Annotated in this window: 20 protein-coding genes; 12 read left to right on the plus strand and 8 right to left on the minus strand. The window is 61.8% G+C overall.

Annotation, left to right across the window (positions count from 1 at the left end; genetic code table 11):
- Positions 1-138 precede the first annotated feature (138 nt).
- Positions 139-1,164, minus strand: a complete 1,026-nt coding sequence (gene hemH / locus AC07S6_RS20875; RefSeq protein WP_495112946.1) for a ferrochelatase — start codon at positions 1,162-1,164, stop codon at positions 139-141.
- Positions 1,165-1,178: 14 nt separating this feature from the next.
- Entirely contained in the window at positions 1,179-2,078 is a 900-nt protein-coding gene (locus AC07S6_RS20880) for a TIGR01777 family oxidoreductase (RefSeq protein ID WP_072446999.1), read from the minus strand.
- A gap of 212 nt (positions 2,079-2,290) precedes the next feature.
- Here AC07S6_RS20880 and AC07S6_RS20885 point away from each other — a divergent pair, with 212 nt between their 5' ends.
- The 12 genes from AC07S6_RS20885 to AC07S6_RS20940 all read left to right on the plus strand — a co-directional run bounded on the left by AC07S6_RS20885 (position 2,291) and on the right by AC07S6_RS20940 (position 12,280).
- On the plus strand, positions 2,291-3,277 hold the full coding sequence (locus AC07S6_RS20885; protein WP_130175589.1) for an NAD(P)/FAD-dependent oxidoreductase: 987 nt from the start codon (positions 2,291-2,293) through the stop codon (positions 3,275-3,277).
- Positions 3,274-3,489, plus strand: coding sequence for a TIGR02450 family Trp-rich protein (locus tag AC07S6_RS20890; protein ID WP_014716848.1), 216 nt, complete (start codon positions 3,274-3,276; stop codon positions 3,487-3,489). The genes AC07S6_RS20885 and AC07S6_RS20890 overlap by 4 nt, the downstream gene beginning before the upstream one ends.
- A 112-nt stretch (positions 3,490-3,601) precedes the next feature.
- A complete protein-coding gene (locus AC07S6_RS20895; RefSeq protein ID WP_014716847.1) occupies positions 3,602-4,561 on the plus strand; it encodes a YbgA family protein in 960 nt (319 codons plus the stop codon).
- Between the two features lie 3 nt (positions 4,562-4,564).
- Positions 4,565-5,494, plus strand: a complete 930-nt coding sequence (locus AC07S6_RS20900; protein ID WP_032903986.1) for a MerR family transcriptional regulator — start codon at positions 4,565-4,567, stop codon at positions 5,492-5,494.
- Positions 5,495-6,937 (plus strand): deoxyribodipyrimidine photo-lyase, encoded by a 1,443-nt coding sequence (gene phrB / locus AC07S6_RS20905; protein ID WP_495112947.1) that lies wholly within the window; start codon positions 5,495-5,497, stop codon positions 6,935-6,937. It abuts the gene before it with no gap.
- Entirely contained in the window at positions 6,930-7,352 is a 423-nt protein-coding gene (locus AC07S6_RS20910; protein ID WP_495112948.1) for a nuclear transport factor 2 family protein, read from the plus strand. The genes phrB and AC07S6_RS20910 overlap by 8 nt, the downstream gene beginning before the upstream one ends.
- Entirely contained in the window at positions 7,349-8,131 is a 783-nt protein-coding gene (locus AC07S6_RS20915) for an SDR family NAD(P)-dependent oxidoreductase (RefSeq protein ID WP_495112949.1), read from the plus strand. The genes AC07S6_RS20910 and AC07S6_RS20915 overlap by 4 nt, the downstream gene beginning before the upstream one ends.
- Positions 8,128-9,375 carry an NAD(P)/FAD-dependent oxidoreductase gene (locus AC07S6_RS20920; RefSeq protein WP_495112950.1) on the plus strand — a complete coding sequence of 416 codons (1,248 nt, stop codon included), beginning with the start codon at positions 8,128-8,130 and terminating at the stop codon, positions 9,373-9,375. Before AC07S6_RS20915 ends, AC07S6_RS20920 begins: the two co-directional genes overlap by 4 nt.
- Positions 9,372-10,181 carry a DUF1365 domain-containing protein gene (locus AC07S6_RS20925; RefSeq protein ID WP_495112951.1) on the plus strand — a complete coding sequence of 270 codons (810 nt, stop codon included), beginning with the start codon at positions 9,372-9,374 and terminating at the stop codon, positions 10,179-10,181. The genes AC07S6_RS20920 and AC07S6_RS20925 overlap by 4 nt, the downstream gene beginning before the upstream one ends.
- The gene (locus tag AC07S6_RS20930) at positions 10,168-11,439 is read left to right on the plus strand and encodes an SAM-dependent methyltransferase (RefSeq protein WP_020302482.1); all 1,272 of its coding nucleotides are present in this window, start codon (positions 10,168-10,170) and stop codon (positions 11,437-11,439) included. Before AC07S6_RS20925 ends, AC07S6_RS20930 begins: the two co-directional genes overlap by 14 nt.
- Positions 11,432-11,923: a DUF2878 domain-containing protein gene (locus AC07S6_RS20935; RefSeq protein ID WP_072434147.1), complete on the plus strand. Its 492-nt coding sequence runs from the start codon at positions 11,432-11,434 to the stop codon at positions 11,921-11,923. Before AC07S6_RS20930 ends, AC07S6_RS20935 begins: the two co-directional genes overlap by 8 nt.
- A gap of 54 nt (positions 11,924-11,977) precedes the next feature.
- Positions 11,978-12,280 (plus strand): YkgJ family cysteine cluster protein, encoded by a 303-nt coding sequence (locus AC07S6_RS20940; protein ID WP_003188364.1) that lies wholly within the window; start codon positions 11,978-11,980, stop codon positions 12,278-12,280.
- A 141-nt stretch (positions 12,281-12,421) separates the two neighbouring features.
- Here the strand turns inward: AC07S6_RS20940 and AC07S6_RS20945 are convergent, their stop codons facing one another.
- The 6 genes from AC07S6_RS20945 to hemA form a co-directional block, all read right to left on the minus strand.
- Positions 12,422-12,940, minus strand: coding sequence for an acyloxyacyl hydrolase (locus AC07S6_RS20945; RefSeq protein WP_014716838.1), 519 nt, complete (start codon positions 12,938-12,940; stop codon positions 12,422-12,424).
- A gap of 112 nt (positions 12,941-13,052) precedes the next feature.
- Complete coding sequence (gene murI, locus AC07S6_RS20950; RefSeq protein WP_038448804.1) at positions 13,053-13,847, minus strand: glutamate racemase; 795 nt, start codon at positions 13,845-13,847, stop codon at positions 13,053-13,055.
- A complete protein-coding gene (locus AC07S6_RS20955; protein ID WP_495112952.1) occupies positions 13,840-14,595 on the minus strand; it encodes a molybdopterin-synthase adenylyltransferase MoeB in 756 nt (251 codons plus the stop codon). Before AC07S6_RS20955 ends, murI begins: the two co-directional genes overlap by 8 nt.
- The gene (gene prmC / locus AC07S6_RS20960) at positions 14,589-15,419 is read right to left on the minus strand and encodes a peptide chain release factor N(5)-glutamine methyltransferase (protein WP_495112953.1); all 831 of its coding nucleotides are present in this window, start codon (positions 15,417-15,419) and stop codon (positions 14,589-14,591) included. The genes AC07S6_RS20955 and prmC overlap by 7 nt, the downstream gene beginning before the upstream one ends.
- Positions 15,420-16,502 carry a peptide chain release factor 1 gene (prfA, locus tag AC07S6_RS20965; protein ID WP_003188358.1) on the minus strand — a complete coding sequence of 361 codons (1,083 nt, stop codon included), beginning with the start codon at positions 16,500-16,502 and terminating at the stop codon, positions 15,420-15,422.
- Positions 16,499-17,788 (minus strand): glutamyl-tRNA reductase, encoded by a 1,290-nt coding sequence (gene hemA / locus AC07S6_RS20970; protein WP_003188356.1) that lies wholly within the window; start codon positions 17,786-17,788, stop codon positions 16,499-16,501. Before hemA ends, prfA begins: the two co-directional genes overlap by 4 nt.
- Between the last annotated feature and the right edge of the window lie 77 nt (positions 17,789-17,865).

The following is a 17,865-nucleotide window of genomic DNA, read 5'->3' on the forward strand; positions in this document are numbered from 1 at the left end:
AAAGTGACCCGCTGTAAAAGCGGAACCCTAAGCAGCCGTTACCGCAGGAATGGATATGTACACAATCCAACTGTGTTGACTGCCATGCCGCCTTCGCGAGCAAGCCAGCTCACACAATTGGATCACCGCAGGGCTCGATTACAAGGCAACCGGCGCCCGTTCGCACAGGGTATTAAGCGCCGCCGCCCACTGCGGCTCGTCATTCAGGCAAGGCACCAACACCAACTCCTCGCCCCCCGCTTCACGAAATTGCTCGCGACCGCGATCGCCAATTTCCTCCAACGTCTCAATACAGTCGGCGACGAACGCCGGGCACATCACCAGCAGCTTCTTCACCCCTTGCTGGGCCAATGCCTCAAGGCGTGCCTCGGTGTAGGGTTCGATCCACTTGGCCCGGCCCAGGCGGGACTGGAACGCCACCGACCATTTGCCCTCAGGCAAACCCAGCCGCTCGGCCACATCCCGCGCCACGCTGAAGCACTGCGCGCGGTAACAGGTGGCAAGCACTTCAGGGGATGCGTTCTTGCAGCAGTCGGCGTCCTTGAAGCAGTGCTGGCCGGTAGGGTCGAGCTTGGTCAGGTGACGCTCAGGCAAGCCATGGAAACTGAGCAGCAAGTGATCGTAATCCTGCTCCACATAAGGGCGCACACTCGCCGCCAGCGCATCGAGGTACTCAGGCTGATCGTAGAACGGTTGCAGGATCGAAAACTGCACATTCAGTTGCTTGTCGCGCACCACTCGCTTGGCTTCCTCTATCACCGTGGTGACGGTGCTGTCGGCAAACTGCGGGTACAACGGCGCCAGTGTGATTTTTTGAATACCCTGGGCGGCGAGGCGCGTCAGGACCGTTTCCAAGGACGGTTCGCCGTAACGCATCGCCAGTTCCACCGGGCCCTGGGTCCACTGCGCGGTCATCTGCTGTTGCAGGCGGCGGCTCAGCACCACCAGCGGCGAGCCCTCGTCCCACCAGATCGACGCATAGGCATGGGCCGATTGCTCGGGGCGCTTGATAAGGATCAGCGACACCAGCAAGCGCCGCACCGGCCACGGCAAGTCGATCACATAAGGGTCCATCAGGAACTGATTGAGGTAGCTGCGCACATCGGCCACTGAAGTGGACTTTGGCGAACCCAGGTTGACCAGTAACAACGCGTGATCGGTCATGCAACATCCTATCTTTAGAGGCGGCTGGACAAGTCATCCAGAGCCGCACGCAACTCAGTGAACTGGAAAGTGAAACCTGCGGCCTGCAGCCGTTCAGGCAAAGCCTTTTGCCCGCCCAGCAACAAGCCGGACAACTCACCCAGGCCAACCTTCAACGCAAATGCCGGCATCGGCATGAACGCCGGGCGGTGCAGCACCTGGCCCAAGGTCTTGGCAAATTCGCGGTTGCGCACCGGGTGTGGCGCGCAGGCATTATAAGGACCGTTGGCGTCTTGCTTGTGCAGAAGAAAATCAATCAGGGCGATTTGATCCTTGATATGCACCCAGGGCATCCACTGCCGTCCATTGCCAATCGGCCCGCCCAGCGCCAGTTTGAACGGCAGCAGCAGGCGCGACAAAAAGCCGCCCTCGGCAGACAGCACCAACCCCGTACGCACCAGCACCACGCGAATGCCCAAGGCTTCGGCACGCTGGGCGGTTTCCTCCCAGGCGATACACAACTGGCTGGGGAAGTCATCCAGCACCGGGCCGCTGGCTTCGGTCAGTTCGCGCTCGCCGCCGTCGCCATACCAACCCACCGCAGAACCGGAGATCAGCACCGCCGGTTTTTGCTCCAGGCTTTCCATCCAGGCCAGCAAGGTTTCGGTGAGGTGAATGCGACTGTTCCACAACAATGCCTTGCGCTTGTGGGTCCAAGGCCGGTCGGCGATAGGCGCGCCTGCCAGGTTGACCACCGCGTCCACCGTGCCAATCACCTCTTGTAGGCGAGCCACTCCGAGCACCTGCGCACCGCACACCTGGGCGACCGTTTCCGGTTGCCGGCTCCACACCGTCAGGCGATGGCCTTGCGCGAGCCAGTGCTTGCAGAGTTGGCGACCGATCAAGCCGGTACCGCCGGTCAGCAAAATATGCATGGGACTCTCCTCATGTAACGTTCGCCGCCGCTCACTGGTCTATTTTATAAGCAGGGATCAATTTGATAATTGAGCGTGACGGGGGTTCAAGCCTTAGCTTAACCATAGGTCACGCCACACAATCAGGCACGCCAAAACTTATACCAAAAAACAATATTGTACAGCTATTGGTGTCGGCGTAGTCTGTACCCAACGGTAAAACGAGGCCTCCCATGACTGTTCCCATCGCGATCATTGGTACCGGCATCGCCGGTCTCTCCGCCGCCCGAGCGTTACAAGACGCCGGGCACGCAGTACAACTCTTCGATAAAAGCCGCGGCAGCGGTGGCCGCATGTCCAGTAAGCGCAGCGACGCCGGCGCGCTGGACATGGGCGCGCAATATTTCACCGCCCGCGACCGGCGCTTCGTCAACGAAGTGCAGCGCTGGCAAAGCAACGGCTGGGCCGAGCAGTGGAAGCCCCAGCTGTATAACTTCAAGTCCGGGCAATTGACGCCCTCCCCCGATGAGCAGATCCGCTGGGTGGGCACACCGCGCATGAGCGCCATCACCCGCGCCCTGCTCGACGACTTGCCGGTGGAGTTCGGTTGCCGCATCACCGAAGTCTTCCAGGGCACGCAGCACTGGAACCTGCTCGACGCGGACGGCGGCAATCACGGCCCTTTCAGTCACGTGATCATTGCCACGCCGGCGCCCCAAGCCACCGCCCTGCTGGCCGCCGCGCCCAAGCTGGCGAGCGCCGCCGCCGGGGTGAAAATGGACCCGACCTGGGCCATCGCCCTGGCGTTCGACAAGCCCCTGGATACGCCGATGGAGGGCTGCTTCGTGCAAGACAGCCCCCTCGACTGGCTGGCGCGCAACCGCAGCAAGCCTGGGCGCGACACCACCCTCGACACCTGGGTGCTGCACGCCACCAGCGCCTGGAGCAAGGCCCACCTGGACCTGCCCAAGGAAACGGTGATCGAACACCTGCACGGCGCCTTTGCCGAATTGCTGCACAGCGCCATGCCCGCGCCGTCGTTCAGCCTGGCGCATCGCTGGCTCTACGCACGCCCCTCCAGCAGCCATGAGTTCGGTGTGCTGGCCGACGCCGACCTGGGCTTGTTCGTTTGCGGCGACTGGTGCCTGTCCGGTCGGGTGGAAGGTGCCTGGTTGAGTGGCCAGGAAGCGGCGCGACGCTTGATCGAGCACCTGCAATGAACCGCATCAACCCCGCCAAACTGCTGCTGTCAAAATGGACGGCAGCTCATCCTCGCCACAAGGAAAAACACTTCCTGGTCACCGAGTTGTTCCGTGACGACGAGGGCACGGTGCTGGACATCGAACTGCAGGCCATCCTTACTCGGCGCGCCGAACGCCTGCCCTGGCAGACCCTGAAAAACGCTGAGGACTGGAAAATCGGCTGGAAATAAAGCGGCGGCACAAACCTGTACAAATTATTTGACTTGTACAACATCGAGCCTATGATGAGATTTAGTTGTACAAGATTTTTAGCTTGTACAGGATTCTTGCAGAGGTTTGCTTATGTCCAGCCATGTGAAACCGAAGATCGCCATCAGCGCCTGCCTTCTGGGTGAGAACGTGCGCTTCAATGGCGGTCATAAACAGTCCCTGCTATGCAGCCAGACCCTCAGTGACTACTTCGATTTTGTCCCGTTGTGCCCTGAAGTTGCCATCGGCCTGGGCATTCCGCGGCAAGCGATCCGCCTGGTCGGCGATCCCAACCAACCGCAGGCTGTGGGCAGCGTAAACCCTGCGCTCAATGTCACTCAGCCACTGGACGATTACGGCCAGCAAATGGCCCGGGAACATACCGACCTGTGCGGCTACATTTTCATGCAAAAGTCACCGTCTTGCGGGCTGGAGCGGGTCAAGGTGTACCGCGACAACGGCACGCCCGTCGACGGTGGCGGGCGCGGGATTTACGCCCAGGCGTTTTGTGCCCGCCACCCCAACCTGCCGGTGGAGGAAGACGGTCGCCTGAACGACCCGGTGCTGCGAGAAAACTTCCTCACCCGCGTATTCGTGTACGCCAGTTGGCAGCAACTATTGGCCGACGGCCTTACCCGTCACCGCTTGCTGACGTTTCACTCGCGCTACAAGTACCTGCTGATGGCCCACAGCCCGGCGCATTACAAAAGCCTGGGCCACTTGCTCGGCAGCATGGGCAAGGGCATTGACCTGCAAGCTTTGGCCGACGGCTATTTCAGCGAACTGATGGCGGGCCTGAAAAAATGCGCGACTCGCGGTACCCATACCAATGTGCTGCAACACATCAGTGGCTACCTCAAGCAGGCCATCAGCGCCGATGACAAACAGGAAATGCAGACCGTCATCGGCCAATACCGCCACGGCATCGTGCCACTGGTGGTGCCGCTGACCCTGCTCAAGCACCACTTTCGCCAACATCCGGACCGCTACATCGCGCAGCAGGCCTACCTGCAACCGCACCCGGAAAACCTCAGCCTGCGTAATGCGATCTAACCCATGAAACCTGCCCTGCTCGACGAACCCGGCGAAGACATCGCCCTGGCCCTGGAAAACGGCTGGCTGCCGATCCGCGAGGTGGCGCGCCAGACCGGCGTGAATGCGGTGACGCTGCGCGCGTGGGAGCGCCGCTACGGCCTCATCGTGCCCCAGCGCACGCCCAAAGGGCATCGGTTGTTCAGCGCCGAACACGTACAACGCATCCAGGCCATCCTCACCTGGCTCAATCGCGGCGTGCCGGTCAGCCAGGTCAAAGGGCTGATCGACTCCGCCCAAGGTAGCCCGGAGCCGATGGAAAACGAGTGGCAGAGCCTGCGCCAGCATTTGGTGAGTGCCATCAGTGAACTGGCCGAGCGCCGGGTCGATGACGCCTTCAACCAGGCCATGGCGCTCTACCCGCCACGTACCTTGTGCGAGCAACTGATGCTGCCGCTGCTCAACGAGCTGGAACAACGCTGGCAGGGCCAGTTCGGCGCGCAGATGGAGCGGGTGTTCTTCCTGTCCTGGCTGCGCAGCAAGTTTGGCGCACGGATCTATCACAACAATCGTCAACTCCACGGCGCGCCGCTGTTGCTGGTCAATCATTCCGACCTGCCCCTGGAACCCCACCTGTGGCTCAGCGCCTGGCTGGCCAGCAGTGCCGATTGCCCGGTGGAAGTGTTCGATTGGCCGCTGCCGGTGGGCGAACTCGCCCTGGCGGTGGAACACCTGCAACCGCGTGCGGTGCTGCTGTATTCGAGCAAGGCGTTGCAGGTGCCGGCACTCAGCAAACTGCTGGGCGGCATCCGTTGCCCAACCGTGATTGCCGGACCAACGGTGTGCATCCACCACGCCGAGTTGGGCGTATTAACCCAGGACATCCCTGAGTTGTCCGTGGCCGAGGACCTGTTGTCGGCCCATCAATTATTGATCCAGCGTGGAATTGTCTGAATGCATCTGATCTGGTTGCGCACCGACTTGCGCCTGCACGACAACACTGCCCTGGCGGCCGCGAGCCAGCGCGGCCCCGTCGCGGCTGTTTACCTGATCACGCCCGAGCAATGGCAGGCGCATGATGACGCGCCGTGCAAAGTCGATTTCTGGCTGCGCAACTTGCAGCACCTGAGCCAGGCACTGGACAACCTCAACATCCCCCTGTTAATCCGCCACACCGCGACCTGGGACCAGGCGCCGACGGTCCTGAGCCAACTGTGCCGCGAGCTGTCGGTGGAGTCGGTACACGTCAACGAGGAATACGGCATTCACGAGAGCCGCCGCGACAGCGCCGTGGCCCAGGCCCTGGAAGCTGACGGCGTGACCTTCCACAGCTACCTGGACCAACTGTTTTTCCAGCCGGGTAGTGTGCTGACCAAGACCGGCACCTACTTCCAGGTGTTCAGCCAGTTCCGCAAGGTCTGCTACAGCCGCCTGCACAGCGCCCTGCCCCGCGTGGTGCCGACGCCAAAGGCCCAGCCCGAGCCTGGCGTGAAGAGCGACCCTGTGCCAACGGCAGTCGAAGGGTTCCCGACACCCAGCGAAACCTTGCGTGCCCTCTGGCCCGCTGGCGAAGACGAAGCGCGCCGTCGCCTTGATGCCTTCGCCGATCAGCAGATCAGCTATTACAAGGACGAACGCGACTTCCCGGCCAAGCCCGGCACCAGTCAGCTTTCTGCCTACCTGGCCGCCGGTGTGGTTTCGCCGCGCCAGTGCTTGCACGCCGCGCTGCAAGCCAACCAGGGCGAGTTCGAAAGCGGCGACATCGGCGCTATCACCTGGATCAACGAGCTGCTGTGGCGCGAGTTCTACAAGCACATCCTGGTCGGCTACCCACGGGTTTCCCGCCACCGCGCGTTTCGCCCGGAAACCGAAGCGCTGGCCTGGCGCAAGGCGCCCGAAGACCTGGCCGCCTGGCAACAGGCGCGCACCGGCTTGCCGATCATCGACGCGGCCATGCGCCAACTGCTGGAAACCGGCTGGATGCACAACCGCCTGCGCATGGTGGTGGCGATGTTCCTGACCAAAAACCTGCTGATCGACTGGCGCGAAGGCGAGCGCTTCTTCATGCGCCACCTGATCGACGGTGATCTGGCGGCCAACAACGGCGGCTGGCAGTGGAGTTCGTCCACCGGCACCGACTCGGCGCCGTATTTCCGGATATTCAGCCCGCTGAGCCAATCGGAAAAATTCGACGGCGACGGCGTATTCATCAAACGCTGGCTCCCGGAACTGGCCGCGCTGAATAAAAAACAAGTGCACAACCCCGAAGCGGCTGGCGGCCTGTTCGGCGTGGCGGATTACCCGCGTGCCATCGTCGATTTGAAACAGTCTCGTGAGCGCGCCTTGGCCGCATTTCGCCGGCTGCCTTCGCGTCAGGAGATGGCCGAACATGAGTGACTTCCTGCGCCAGTTCGCCCCCACCTTCGCCACGCTGGACAAGCACAACCTGCACCTGCTCGGCCGCCTGTACAGCGAGGACGTCGCCTTCGCCGACCCCCTGCATGAAGTTCAGGGCCTGTCAGCGTTGCAGCGTTACTTTGCCGACTTGTACAGCAACGTCAGCGAGCTGCATTTTGACTTCCACGGCTTCGATACCGTGGCCGAAGGCGAGGGCTACCTGCGCTGGACTATGCGTTTTCGTCACCCACGCCTGGCCGGCGGCCAGGTGATCGAGGTGCCAGGCTGTTCCCATTTGATGTGGCACGACAAGGTTTACCGCCATCGCGACTACTTCGATGCCGGCGCCCTGCTCTATGAACATGTCCCCCTACTGGGTCGCGTTATTCGTTGGCTGAAAAGGAGAATGGGATGAGCCTTACACCGCCCCGTCGTTATTGGCTGACCGGCGCCAGCAGTGGTATCGGTGCGGCGCTGGCCGTGGAGTTGCTCGACAGCGGCGCCCACGTGGCCCTCAGTTCCCGCACCCAAGGCCCGCTGGATGCCCTCGCCGTTCGATATCCAGGCCAGGTGCTGGTGGTGGCCGGCGACCTGACCAACAGCCAGACCGTGCGCGAGATCGGTGAGCGTATCAGCGAGGTCTGGGGTTCGCTGGACACGGTGATCCTCAACGCCGGCACTTGTGAATACGTCGACGCCCGGCAATTTGACGCCTCGATCATCGAGCACGTGGTGCGTACCAACCTGCTGGCGAGCAGTTATTGCATCGAGGCCGCGCTGCCGCTGTTGCGCGCCGGGCGTACCCCGCATCTGGTGGGCGTGGCCAGTGCCGTGACCTACCTGCCCATGCCTCGCGCCGAAGCCTACGGCGCGTCCAAGGCCGGCCTGCGTTACTTGTTCGAATCCCTGCGTATCGGCCTGTCGCCAGAAAACATCGATGTCACGGTGATCAGCCCAGGCTTCGTCGACACGCCGCTGACCGAGCGCAATGATTTCCCGATGCCCCTGAGCTGGCCGGCCGACAAAGCCGCGAAACACATCTTCGCCAAGCTGGAAAAACGCCCGCTGGAAATCGCCTTTCCGGCCCTGTTCATTGCCACCTTGTGGCCGCTGTCGAAGCTGCCCAACCGCGCGCAACTGATCATCGGCAAACGCATGCTGCGCAGCCCGCCACCGAAGAAGGACGAGCTGTGAAGATCGCCATTATCGGCAGCGGCATCGCCGGGCTGACCAGCGCCTACCTGCTCAGCCGTCGCCACGACATTACGCTGTTCGAGGCCAGTGACTGCATTGGCGGGCATACCCACACGGCCAAGGTGACGGTCGACGGCAAAAGCTATGCGGTGGACACGGGCTTCATTGTGTTCAACGACTGGACCTACCCCAACTTCATCCGTCTGCTGGAGCAGATCGGGGTCAGGTTCAAACCCACCGAGATGAGCTTTTCGGTGTGTGACCAAAGCACTGGCTTTGAGTACAACGGCAACAACCTCAACAGCCTGTTTGCCCAGCGCCGCAATATTCTGTCGCCGGGGTTCTGGGGCATGTTGCGCGATATCCTGCGCTTCAATCGCCAGGCGCCCCTGGACTTGCAAGAGCAGCGCATCAGCGCCGACATGACCTTGGGCGATTACCTCACCGCCGGCGGCTATGGCCCAAGGTTTATCCGGCATTACATCGTGCCGATGGGCGCGGCTATCTGGTCCATGTCCCTGGCCGATATGCTCAAGTTCCCCCTGCAATTTTTTGTGCGCTTCTTCAAGAACCACGGCTTGCTCTCGGTGAGCAACCGTCCGCAATGGTGCGTGATCGAAGGCGGTTCCAGCCGTTATATCGAGCCGCTGACCCGCAGCTTTCGCGAACAGATACGGCTCAACTGCCCTGTGCATAAGGTGCAACGCAGCGAAGAGGGTGTGGTTATCCACAGCCCGGCCGGCAGCGAAACCTTCGACCGTGTGGTGTTCGCCTGCCACAGCGATCAGGCCCTGGCCTTGCTCGATGACCCCAGCCAGGCCGAACAGCAGATCCTCGGTGCCCTGCCCTACGCCGACAACGACGTGGTGCTGCACACCGACACACGCCTGCTGCCCGACCGCAAACTGGCCTGGGCCAGCTGGAACTATCGGCTGACGGGCAACGTGCAACAACAGGCCGCCGTCACCTATGACATGAACATCCTGCAAGGCATCGACAGCGCCACTACCTTTTGCGTCAGCCTCAACCAGACGCCGATGATCAACCCGCTGAAGATCCTGGCGCGCTACACCTACGCCCATCCGCAATACAGCCTGGCCGCAGTCGCCGCACAGGCACGCTGGGAAGAATTGAACGGCGTGCGCAATACCTTTTACTGCGGGGCCTACTGGGCCAACGGCTTTCACGAAGACGGCGTGGTCAGCGCTCTGCGCGTGGCCCAGGCATTTGGGGAAACCCTGTGAACAGCGCCTTGTACAGCGGCTGGATCGCCCATCGGCGGTTTACGCCCAAGGCCCACGCCTTTCGCTACCGCATCGGCCTGCTGTACCTGGACCTCAGCGAAGAGGACGAAGTACTGGGGCTCTCGCCGCTGGCTGGCACGAGTCGCCTGGCGCCTTTCGGTTTCCGCCAGCAGGATTACCTGCGTGAATTCACGCGCCACGGCATGAGCTTGAGCGATGCTGTGCGCGACGAAGTCGGCAAGGCCCTGGGGCATACGCCCCAGGGCGCTATCTGCCTGCTGACCCAGGCCCGCAGTTGGGGCCTGGCTTTTAACCCGGTGAGTTTCTTCTACTGCTTCGAGGCTGACGGGCGACTGGCCGCGATCCTGTGTGAAGTGACCAACACCCCATGGTGCGAGCGCTATCACTACGTGCTGCCTGCCCAGGCACTGGGCGCCGATGAGCACCAGCATTTCGCCGTGGCCAAGGCCTTCCATGTGTCGCCGTTTTTGCCTCGCGAGCTGGAATACCGCATGAGTTTCAGCCCGCCCGCCGCCAGGCTCGGCGTGCATATGGCCGATTGGCAGGGCACGCAAAAAATCTTCGACGCCACCTTGAGCCTGGAAAAACAGGCACTGAGCCGCGCCAGCCTGCATCGCTATCTGTGGCGCTTTCCCTGGATGACCGCCAAGACCGGCCTTGCGATCTACTGGCAAGCCTTGCGCCTGCTGCTCAAACGCACACCGATTTTTTCCCACCAGGCCGCCGATGGCGCCTCTCGCACCGCAGTCGGGTATACCAAGGATCGCCACCATGAAATCCCCTAGCTTATCGGTCAAGGCTAACCGCCTGAACGTCAACGGCATGACCGCTGCGCTGTTGCGCAAAGGCGTGTTGCGCCAGCTCAGCCAATTGCGCCACGGCCAGTTGGTGATCATCGAGGATGGCGAGCGGCAAGTCTTCGGCGCACGGGAAGCGCACCTGCTGGGCGAGATCCAGATTCTCGACGCGGCGGTATGGGGGCTGGTAGCGGCCAATGGCTCGATCGGCGCTGGCGAAGCGTTTATCCATGGTTACTGGACCAGCCCCGACCTCACCGCCGTGGTGCGGGTGATGGTCAGCAACCTGGAGGTGCTCGACGCCATGGAAGGTGGCCTGGCACGCCTGGCGCGGCCGTTCACTCAGGGCCTGCACTGGCTCAACCGCAACACACGCAAAGGCTCGCAAAAAAACATCGCCGCCCATTACGACTTGGGCAACGACCTGTTCGAAGAATTTCTCGACCCCACCATGATGTACTCGGCCGCGCAATTCCTGACCCCCGATGACACCCTGGAACAGGCACAACTGAACAAATTAGCGCGCATCTGCCAGAAACTGGCGCTCAAGCCCAGCGACCATCTGCTGGAAATCGGTACCGGCTGGGGCAGCATGGCGTTGTATGCGGCGCAGCATTATGGTTGCCGGGTCACCACCACGACCTTGTCCAAGGAACAGTTCGCCTACACCGCCCAGCGTATCGAGGCGCTGGGCCTGCAAGATCAAGTGACCGTGCTGCTGAGCGATTACCGCGACCTCACCGGTGAGTACGACAAGCTGGTGTCGATCGAAATGATTGAAGCGGTGGGCCATCGTTTCCTGCCCACCTATTTCAAACAATGTGCCCAGTTGCTCAAGCCCGACGGCCTGATGCTGCTGCAAGCCATCACCATACGTGAACAGCGCTTTGAACAGGCCAAGCGCAGCGTCGACTTTATCCAGCGCTACATCTTCCCCGGCGGCGCGCTGCCCTGTGTGCAAAACATGCTGCAGATCGTCAGCCGCGACACCGACATGAACCTGCTGCACATGGAAGACTTCGGCCTGCACTACGCTCGCACCCTGCGCCTGTGGCATGAAAACTTTCGCCGCGCCCATGGCCGTCTTGCGGAACTCGGTTATGACGAATACTTCCTGCGCCTGTGGGAGTTTTACCTGTGCTACTGCGAAGGTGGCTTTATGGAGCGCACCATCGGCACCGCGCAGTTGCTGCTGGCCAAACCGGCGGCCATCAATCCGCCGCTGCTCGGGCGTTTCAGTGCTTAAATCCCTGGCCAATGCCGTGCTGTTTCAGTGCGGCTGGTTTGCCTGCGTACTCGGCGGCGATAGCCGTTGGTTGCTGATCGGCGTCGCGGTGCTGGGCGCACACTTGCTGTGGATAAGTGCTTGGGCAAGAGAGGGGCAAGTGATTCTGGCCGTGACGGTGCTGGGAACACTGGTCGATACGGCATTGCGTGGGCTCGGCGTGTTTGAGTTCAATACGCCGGGGGCACTGATTCCGCTGTGGCTGATACTGTTATGGGCCTTGCTGGCCACCACCTTGCGCCATTGCCTGGCCTGGAGCGCACGGCCCTGGTGGCTGGCCAGCCTGCTAGGCGCGGTGGGCGGGCCGTTGTCTTATTACGCCGGCAGTCAATTGGCAGGCGTGAGTTTTGCGTACGGCACCACCCCAACACTGATCGGCCTGGCGCTGTTATGGGCCATGCTCTTTCCGCTGTTGCACGGGGTTGCACAGAGGCTGGAATACTGACGCCCGTCCGAGCATTCATACGCGTCTAGCGCACTTGCCTTACACTGCGCGCCTATGACCAACATCCCTCACATTCAAATCACCGAACCCGTCACCTGCTCGACGTGCGCGGCCTGTTGCTGCCAGCTGGAAGTCATGCTGATCACCGACACCGGCGTGCCGCAACGCTTTATCGATACCGACGATTGGGGGGGCGAGGTGATGCTGCGCCTGGACGACGGCTGGTGCGCAGCGCTGGACCGCGACACGATGATGTGCACGATCTATGAGCTTCGGCCGTTGATTTGCCGGGAGTTCGAGATGGGAGCGCCGGAATGCCTTGAAGAGCGCGAAGGTATTACCACGGCCTATCGCTGACCCCGAACTCCGTGACGATCACGGGCTTGTGTGGGAGCGGGCTTGCTCGCGAAGGCGGTGGGTCAGTCTAGGCATGTGCTAGCTGATACACCGCTTTCGCGAGCAAGCTCGCTCCCACAGGGGGCTCAACTGTTCTTGAGATTAGAGCGGCATGGTGTAGTGCAGCGAGTAGCTCTCTACCCCATCGTTATTGCTGCTGATGCCGGCATTGGAATAATGCGTGGCACGAATGCCCACTTCATGCCCGCCGTTGAACCGCAGGCCGAAACCCAGGCGGTCTTCGAACTGGAAGGACTGGCCGATGTTGTTGTCTTCCAGCCGAGTGCGAGAGAACAACGCCACGCCGATACCGGCTTCGATGTAGGGCTTGACCGACTCGCCGGCAAACTCATACACAAACACCGGCGAGAACGACAGGCTGCTGGCGCCTGCACGGTCGTCCCCTTCCCAATAGGTATAGGCGCCGCTCCAGTAGCCGGTCAGTCGGCCGACATTGCTCTGCATCCAGCTTTTGTCCCAATCGGAGGTCAGGCCCAGGCGGTAGGTCAGCGTCGAATCGCTGGTGCTCCCCAAGCCGAACTCCAGGCCGGCGGCCTGGGCTGAAACAGAGTGTCCCAACATAGCGGCCGCAATCGCAGCCAAACAGAACAAGCGCTTCATGTGAAACGTCCTTTGCAAACGGAATAATTGGGTTATGTACAGGCTAACGGGCTATAGAAGCCGACGCATAGCCAGAAGTTCAGCTTTTTTTCAGTGTTATTTCACGAAATTTTCACGAGCCAAAGCTTCGCACAACTCCAGGATGTTTCCAAAGTGTCGGTAGGATATTTCTTAGGTGACACAGATCGCCGCTGGTCCAGAACTGTGCAGGTTCAGGTTCGCCAACGGCCAGCAGGTCGCGCTCACCCAGCAAGCGCTTGAGCTGGCGCGCCACGGCGGCGCCGGTATCAATGAGGATGGTGCTGGGGGGCAGCATCTGCGCCAGGAGTGGCTTGAGGAAGGGGTAATGAGTGCAACCCAGGATGATGGTGTCGCAACCGGCGCTGAGCAGCGGCTCGACATAGCCTTGCAGCAGGGCGCGCAAGGCCGGGCTGTTGAGGTCGCCGGCTTCAATCAGCTCCACCAGGCCCGGGCACGGCTGGGTAATCACCCGTACATCGGTGGCGAAGCGGTCGAGCAAGGCGGCGAACTTGGCGCTTTGCAGGGTGCCGGTGGTGGCGAGCACACCCACCACGCCACTGCGCGTGGCCGCGGCAGCAGGTTTGACCGCAGGCTCCATGCCTACCAGCGGCCAGTCGGGGTAGTGCTGGCGCAAATCGGCCACCGCGGCGACCGTGGCCGTGTTGCAGGCAATCACAAAGGCCTTGGCGCCCCGCTCGCGGAAAAACTCAGCGACCGAGCGAGAACGCTCAAGAATGAACGCCGGCGTTTTTTCGCCATAAGGAATGTGCCCGCAGTCCGCCACGTACAGCAGTGACTCGTGGGGCAACAACTGCTGGATTTCTTCCAGCACCGTGAGGCCGCCGATGCCGGAATCGAACACACCAATAGGCGCGCCCTTAACCATGCTGTGTCCCGCAGACGCTGCAGCCTGCGTCACGCTTGACGCGCAACTCGCGAAAACGCGTGGTCAGCGCATCGATCAACAACAGGCGCCCCACCAGCGGCTCACCAAAACCGGCCAGCAGCTTCAAGGCTTCCAGCGCTTGCAGGCTGCCAACCACCCCCACCAACGGCCCGACGACGCCGGCTTCGCTGCAGGTCAGTTCCGTGTCGCTGCCGTGCCCGTACAAACAGTGGTAACAGGGGCTGTCGGCGCGACGGGGGTCGAATACCGACAACTGCCCCTCAAGGCGAATGGCCGCGCCACTGACCAGCGGTTTACCGGCGGCGACGCAGGCCGCGTTGACCGCCTCGCGGGTAGAGAAGTTGTCGCTGCAATCGAGCACCAGGTCCACTGCGTTGACCGCAGCGGCCAGCGAGTCGGCATCCAGCGCAGCACGATGGGCGACCAGGGCGATTTCAGGGTTGATCGCTCTCAGGCGCCCCATGGCCGAATCGACCTTGGTCTGCCCCACGCTGTTAGTGTCATGGATGATCTGGCGTTGCAGGTTGGTCAAATCGACTGTATCGAAATCCGCCAGGTGCAATTCGCCCACCCCTGCAGCGGCCAGGTAAAGCGCCACCGGAGCGCCCAGGCCACCCAGGCCGACAATCAACGCGCGGCTTTGCTTCAGGCGTAATTGGCCGTCGATGTCGACAGGCTGCAACAGAATCTGCCGGCTATAGCGCAACAGCTCCTGATCGGTCAGCACGGGCGGCGCCCCAAGGTGATGCGTTCGTGACCGCCGAGGTCGATGCGGCTATGTACGCCTTCGAAACCCTGGTTCAGCAACAATTCGCGCACGGCCTGGGCCTGGTCGTAACCGTGCTCGAGCAACAGCCAGCCTCCGTCGTTCAGGTGGTCAGGAGACTCTAGGGTGATCAGGCGCAAATCGTCCAGGCCATCGTGCCCCGCCACCAGCGCACTGGCCGGTTCGAAGCGCACATCGCCGGCCACCAGGTGCGGGTCATTGTCGGCAATGTAGGGCGGGTTGCTGATGATCAGGTCGAAGCGCTGGCCTTGCAGGGCACTGAACCAGTGGCTGTTGAGCACCGTGGCGTTAGTGAGGTGCAGGCGTTGACGATTGCGCTCGGCCAGGGCCACGGCCTCCAGCACACGGTCGACCGCCGTGACCTGCCAGGCCGCACGTTCGCTGGCCAGGGCCAAGGCGATGGCGCCGCTACCGGTGCCCAGGTCCAGGACCTGGGCGGGCGTGGCGGGCAGCAATTCCAGGGCAGCTTCCACCAGCAACTCAGTTTCCGGGCGGGGGATCAAAGTGTGCGGTGCTACTTCCAGGTCGAGTTTCCAGAAGCCTTGCTGGCCGAGGATATAGGCCACCGGCTCGCCGCTGCGGCGTCGCTGCAGGTAGCCGGCAAAGGTCAGGGCATCTTCGCTGCTGACGATCTTTTCCGGCCAGGTATGCAGGTAGCTGCGCGATTTGCCCAGGGCAGCGGCCAGCAGCAACTCCACGTCCAGGCGCGCCGTTGGCGAGTCGGGGAGGTCAGCGGCGCGCAGCAGGCTGGCAATGATGGTCATTCAGTCACCTATCGCCGCCAGTTGGTCGGCCTGGTATTCGGCGAGCAACGGCTCGATCACCGCATCCACGCCACCGGCGAGAATTTCGTCGAGGGAGTACAGGGTGAGGTTGACCCGATGGTCGGTAACCCGGCCTTGGGCAAAGTTGTAGGTGCGGATACGCTCGGAGCGGTCGCCGGAGCCCACCAGCAGCTTGCGTTCGCTGGCAATTGCGTTGGCCGCGGCGCTGGTCTGCTGGTCGTTCAACTTGGCCGACAGCCAGGACATGGCCCGTGCACGGTTCTTGTGCTGGGAACGTTCTTCCTGGCACTCCACCACAATGCCCGACGGCAAGTGCGTGATACGGATCGCCGAGTCGGTCTTGTTAACGTGCTGGCCACCCGCGCCGGATGAGCGGTAGGTGTCGACGCGCAGGTCCGCCGGGTTGATCTCGATGGCTTCCTGTTCATCCGGCTCAGGCAACACCGCGACGGTGCATGCCGAGGTGTGGATACGCCCCTGGGATTCGGTCGCTGGCACCCGCTGTACGCGGTGCGCACCGGACTCGAACTTCAGCTTGCCGTAAACGTTGTCGCCTTCAACCCGGGCGATGACTTCTTTATAGCCGCCGTGCTCGCCCTCGTTCTCGGAAAGGATCTCCACCCGCCAGCCGCGACGCTCGGCATAGCGCGAATACATGCGGAACAGGTCGCCGGAAAAAATCGCCGCCTCGTCGCCACCGGTACCGGCGCGGATTTCGAGGAACACGTTGCGCCCATCATTAGGGTCCTTGGGCAGCAACATGCGTTGCAAATCACCCTCAAGCTCGGCGAGTTTTTCCTTGGCTTCGCGGACTTCTTCCACGGCCATTTCACGCATGTCCGGGTCGCTGTCCTTGAGCAGGGCCTGGGCACCTTCGAGGTCGGCCTGGACTTTCAGCAGGTTTTTATAGGTGGCCACAATGGGCTCAACTTCGGCGTATTCCTTGGAATAGGCACGGAATTTGGTCTGATCGGAAATGACCTCGCCATCGCCGAGCAAGGCGGTCAGTTCTTCGAAACGGTCCTGGAGCACGTCCAGTTTATTGAGCAGTGACGCTTTCATTGCGGTTTTTTATCCGAAGAGCTGTCTGACGCGCCCTCACCGAGGGCAAAGAGTTCCTGGGCCATGGCCAGCGCATCGAGGCGGCCTTCGGCGGTAAGCTTTTTCAACTGGACGCTAGGCGCGTGAAGCAGTTTGTTGGTCAGGCCACGGGCCAATTGCATCAGCACCTCTTCGGCGCCACTGCCATTGGCAAGCATGCGCTGGGCCTTGAGCAACTCTTCATCACGCAGGCGTTCACCCTGCTGACGATACGCCTTGAGCACATCCACTGCCGCCAGTTCACGCAGGCGCACCATGAAATCTTCGGCACCGGTGCTGACCATTTCCTCGGCGGCCTGGGCGGCACCCTGCCGGCTCTTGAGGTTTTCAGCGACCACTTCATGCAGATCATCGACGCTATAGAGGTAAACGTCGTCCAACTCGCCGACTTCGGGCTCGATATCCCGGGGAACGGCGATATCCACCATGAAGATCGGCTTGTGCTTGCGCAGCTTCAACGCGCTCTCGACCGCGCCCTTGCCCAGAATCGGCAATTGGCTGGCGGTGGAACTGATGACGATATCACTGCGCACCAGTTCAGCGGGAATGTCCGACAGCAGCACCGCATGGGCACCGAACTGCTCGGCCAGAATGCTGGCGCGCTCCAGGGTGCGGTTGGCGACCACGATGCGCTTCACGCCAAGATCGTGCAGGTGACGGGCCACCAGGGTGATGGTTTCACCAGCGCCGATCAGCAGGGCCTGGCTGCGCTGCAAGTCGCTGAAAATCTGCTTGGCCAGGCTCACAGCGGCAAATGCCACGGACACCGGGTTTTCGCCGATGGCCGTATCGGTACGCACTTGCTTGGCGGAATTGAAGGTGGCCTGGAACAGGCGGCCCAGCAATGGGCCGACGGTGCCGGCCTCACGCGCCACGGCGTAGGCAGACTTCATCTGGCCGAGAATCTGCGGTTCACCCAACACCAGCGAGTCGAGACCGGCCGCCACGCGCATCATGTGACGAACTGCCGCATCCTCTTCATGCACATAAGCGCTGGCACGCAGGTCATCGAGGCTCAAATGGTGATAATCGGCCAGCCAGCGCAGCACCACATCCGCCGAGAGATGTTCCTGCTCTATATAGAGCTCGCTGCGATTGCAGGTCGAAAGGATCGCAGCTTCGCGGCTGTCGGTAAGCCGGCAGAGCTGCTGCAGGGCCTCAACCAACTGCTCTGGCGTAAACGCCACGCGCTCGCGCACGTCTACGGAGGCAGTCTTGTGGTTAATACCGAGTGCGAGGAAGGCCATTCAATATCGCTGATGATGTCGGGAAGCCGACAATTGTCCTACTTCGAAAGATCCAGAACAACCACCGTCGTCTATTG

The organism is Pseudomonas sp. GW821-FHT07B01 (assembly GCF_059419065.1).

What these genes read in the sequence shown, in the direction of transcription:
- AC07S6_RS20910 (WP_495112948.1), top strand. Translation starts at nt 6,930, where the DNA reads ATGAGTGACTTCCTGCGCCAGTTCGCCCCCACCTTCGCCACGCTGGAC.
- murI (WP_038448804.1), bottom strand. Translation starts at nt 13,847, where the DNA reads ATGGTTAAGGGCGCGCCTATTGGTGTGTTCGATTCCGGCATCGGCGGC.
- AC07S6_RS20940 (WP_003188364.1), top strand. Translation starts at nt 11,978, where the DNA reads ATGACCAACATCCCTCACATTCAAATCACCGAACCCGTCACCTGCTCG.
- hemA (WP_003188356.1), bottom strand. Translation starts at nt 17,788, where the DNA reads ATGGCCTTCCTCGCACTCGGTATTAACCACAAGACTGCCTCCGTAGAC.
- AC07S6_RS20945 (WP_014716838.1), bottom strand. Translation starts at nt 12,940, where the DNA reads ATGAAGCGCTTGTTCTGTTTGGCTGCGATTGCGGCCGCTATGTTGGGA.
- AC07S6_RS20890 (WP_014716848.1), top strand. Translation starts at nt 3,274, where the DNA reads ATGAACCGCATCAACCCCGCCAAACTGCTGCTGTCAAAATGGACGGCA.
- AC07S6_RS20895 (WP_014716847.1), top strand. Translation starts at nt 3,602, where the DNA reads ATGTCCAGCCATGTGAAACCGAAGATCGCCATCAGCGCCTGCCTTCTG.
- phrB (WP_495112947.1), top strand. Translation starts at nt 5,495, where the DNA reads ATGCATCTGATCTGGTTGCGCACCGACTTGCGCCTGCACGACAACACT.
- hemH (WP_495112946.1), bottom strand. Translation starts at nt 1,164, where the DNA reads ATGACCGATCACGCGTTGTTACTGGTCAACCTGGGTTCGCCAAAGTCC.
- prmC (WP_495112953.1), bottom strand. Translation starts at nt 15,419, where the DNA reads ATGACCATCATTGCCAGCCTGCTGCGCGCCGCTGACCTCCCCGACTCG.
- AC07S6_RS20885 (WP_130175589.1), top strand. Translation starts at nt 2,291, where the DNA reads ATGACTGTTCCCATCGCGATCATTGGTACCGGCATCGCCGGTCTCTCC.
- prfA (WP_003188358.1), bottom strand. Translation starts at nt 16,502, where the DNA reads ATGAAAGCGTCACTGCTCAATAAACTGGACGTGCTCCAGGACCGTTTC.
- AC07S6_RS20930 (WP_020302482.1), top strand. Translation starts at nt 10,168, where the DNA reads ATGAAATCCCCTAGCTTATCGGTCAAGGCTAACCGCCTGAACGTCAAC.
- AC07S6_RS20900 (WP_032903986.1), top strand. Translation starts at nt 4,565, where the DNA reads ATGAAACCTGCCCTGCTCGACGAACCCGGCGAAGACATCGCCCTGGCC.
- AC07S6_RS20880 (WP_072446999.1), bottom strand. Translation starts at nt 2,078, where the DNA reads ATGCATATTTTGCTGACCGGCGGTACCGGCTTGATCGGTCGCCAACTC.
- AC07S6_RS20915 (WP_495112949.1), top strand. Translation starts at nt 7,349, where the DNA reads ATGAGCCTTACACCGCCCCGTCGTTATTGGCTGACCGGCGCCAGCAGT.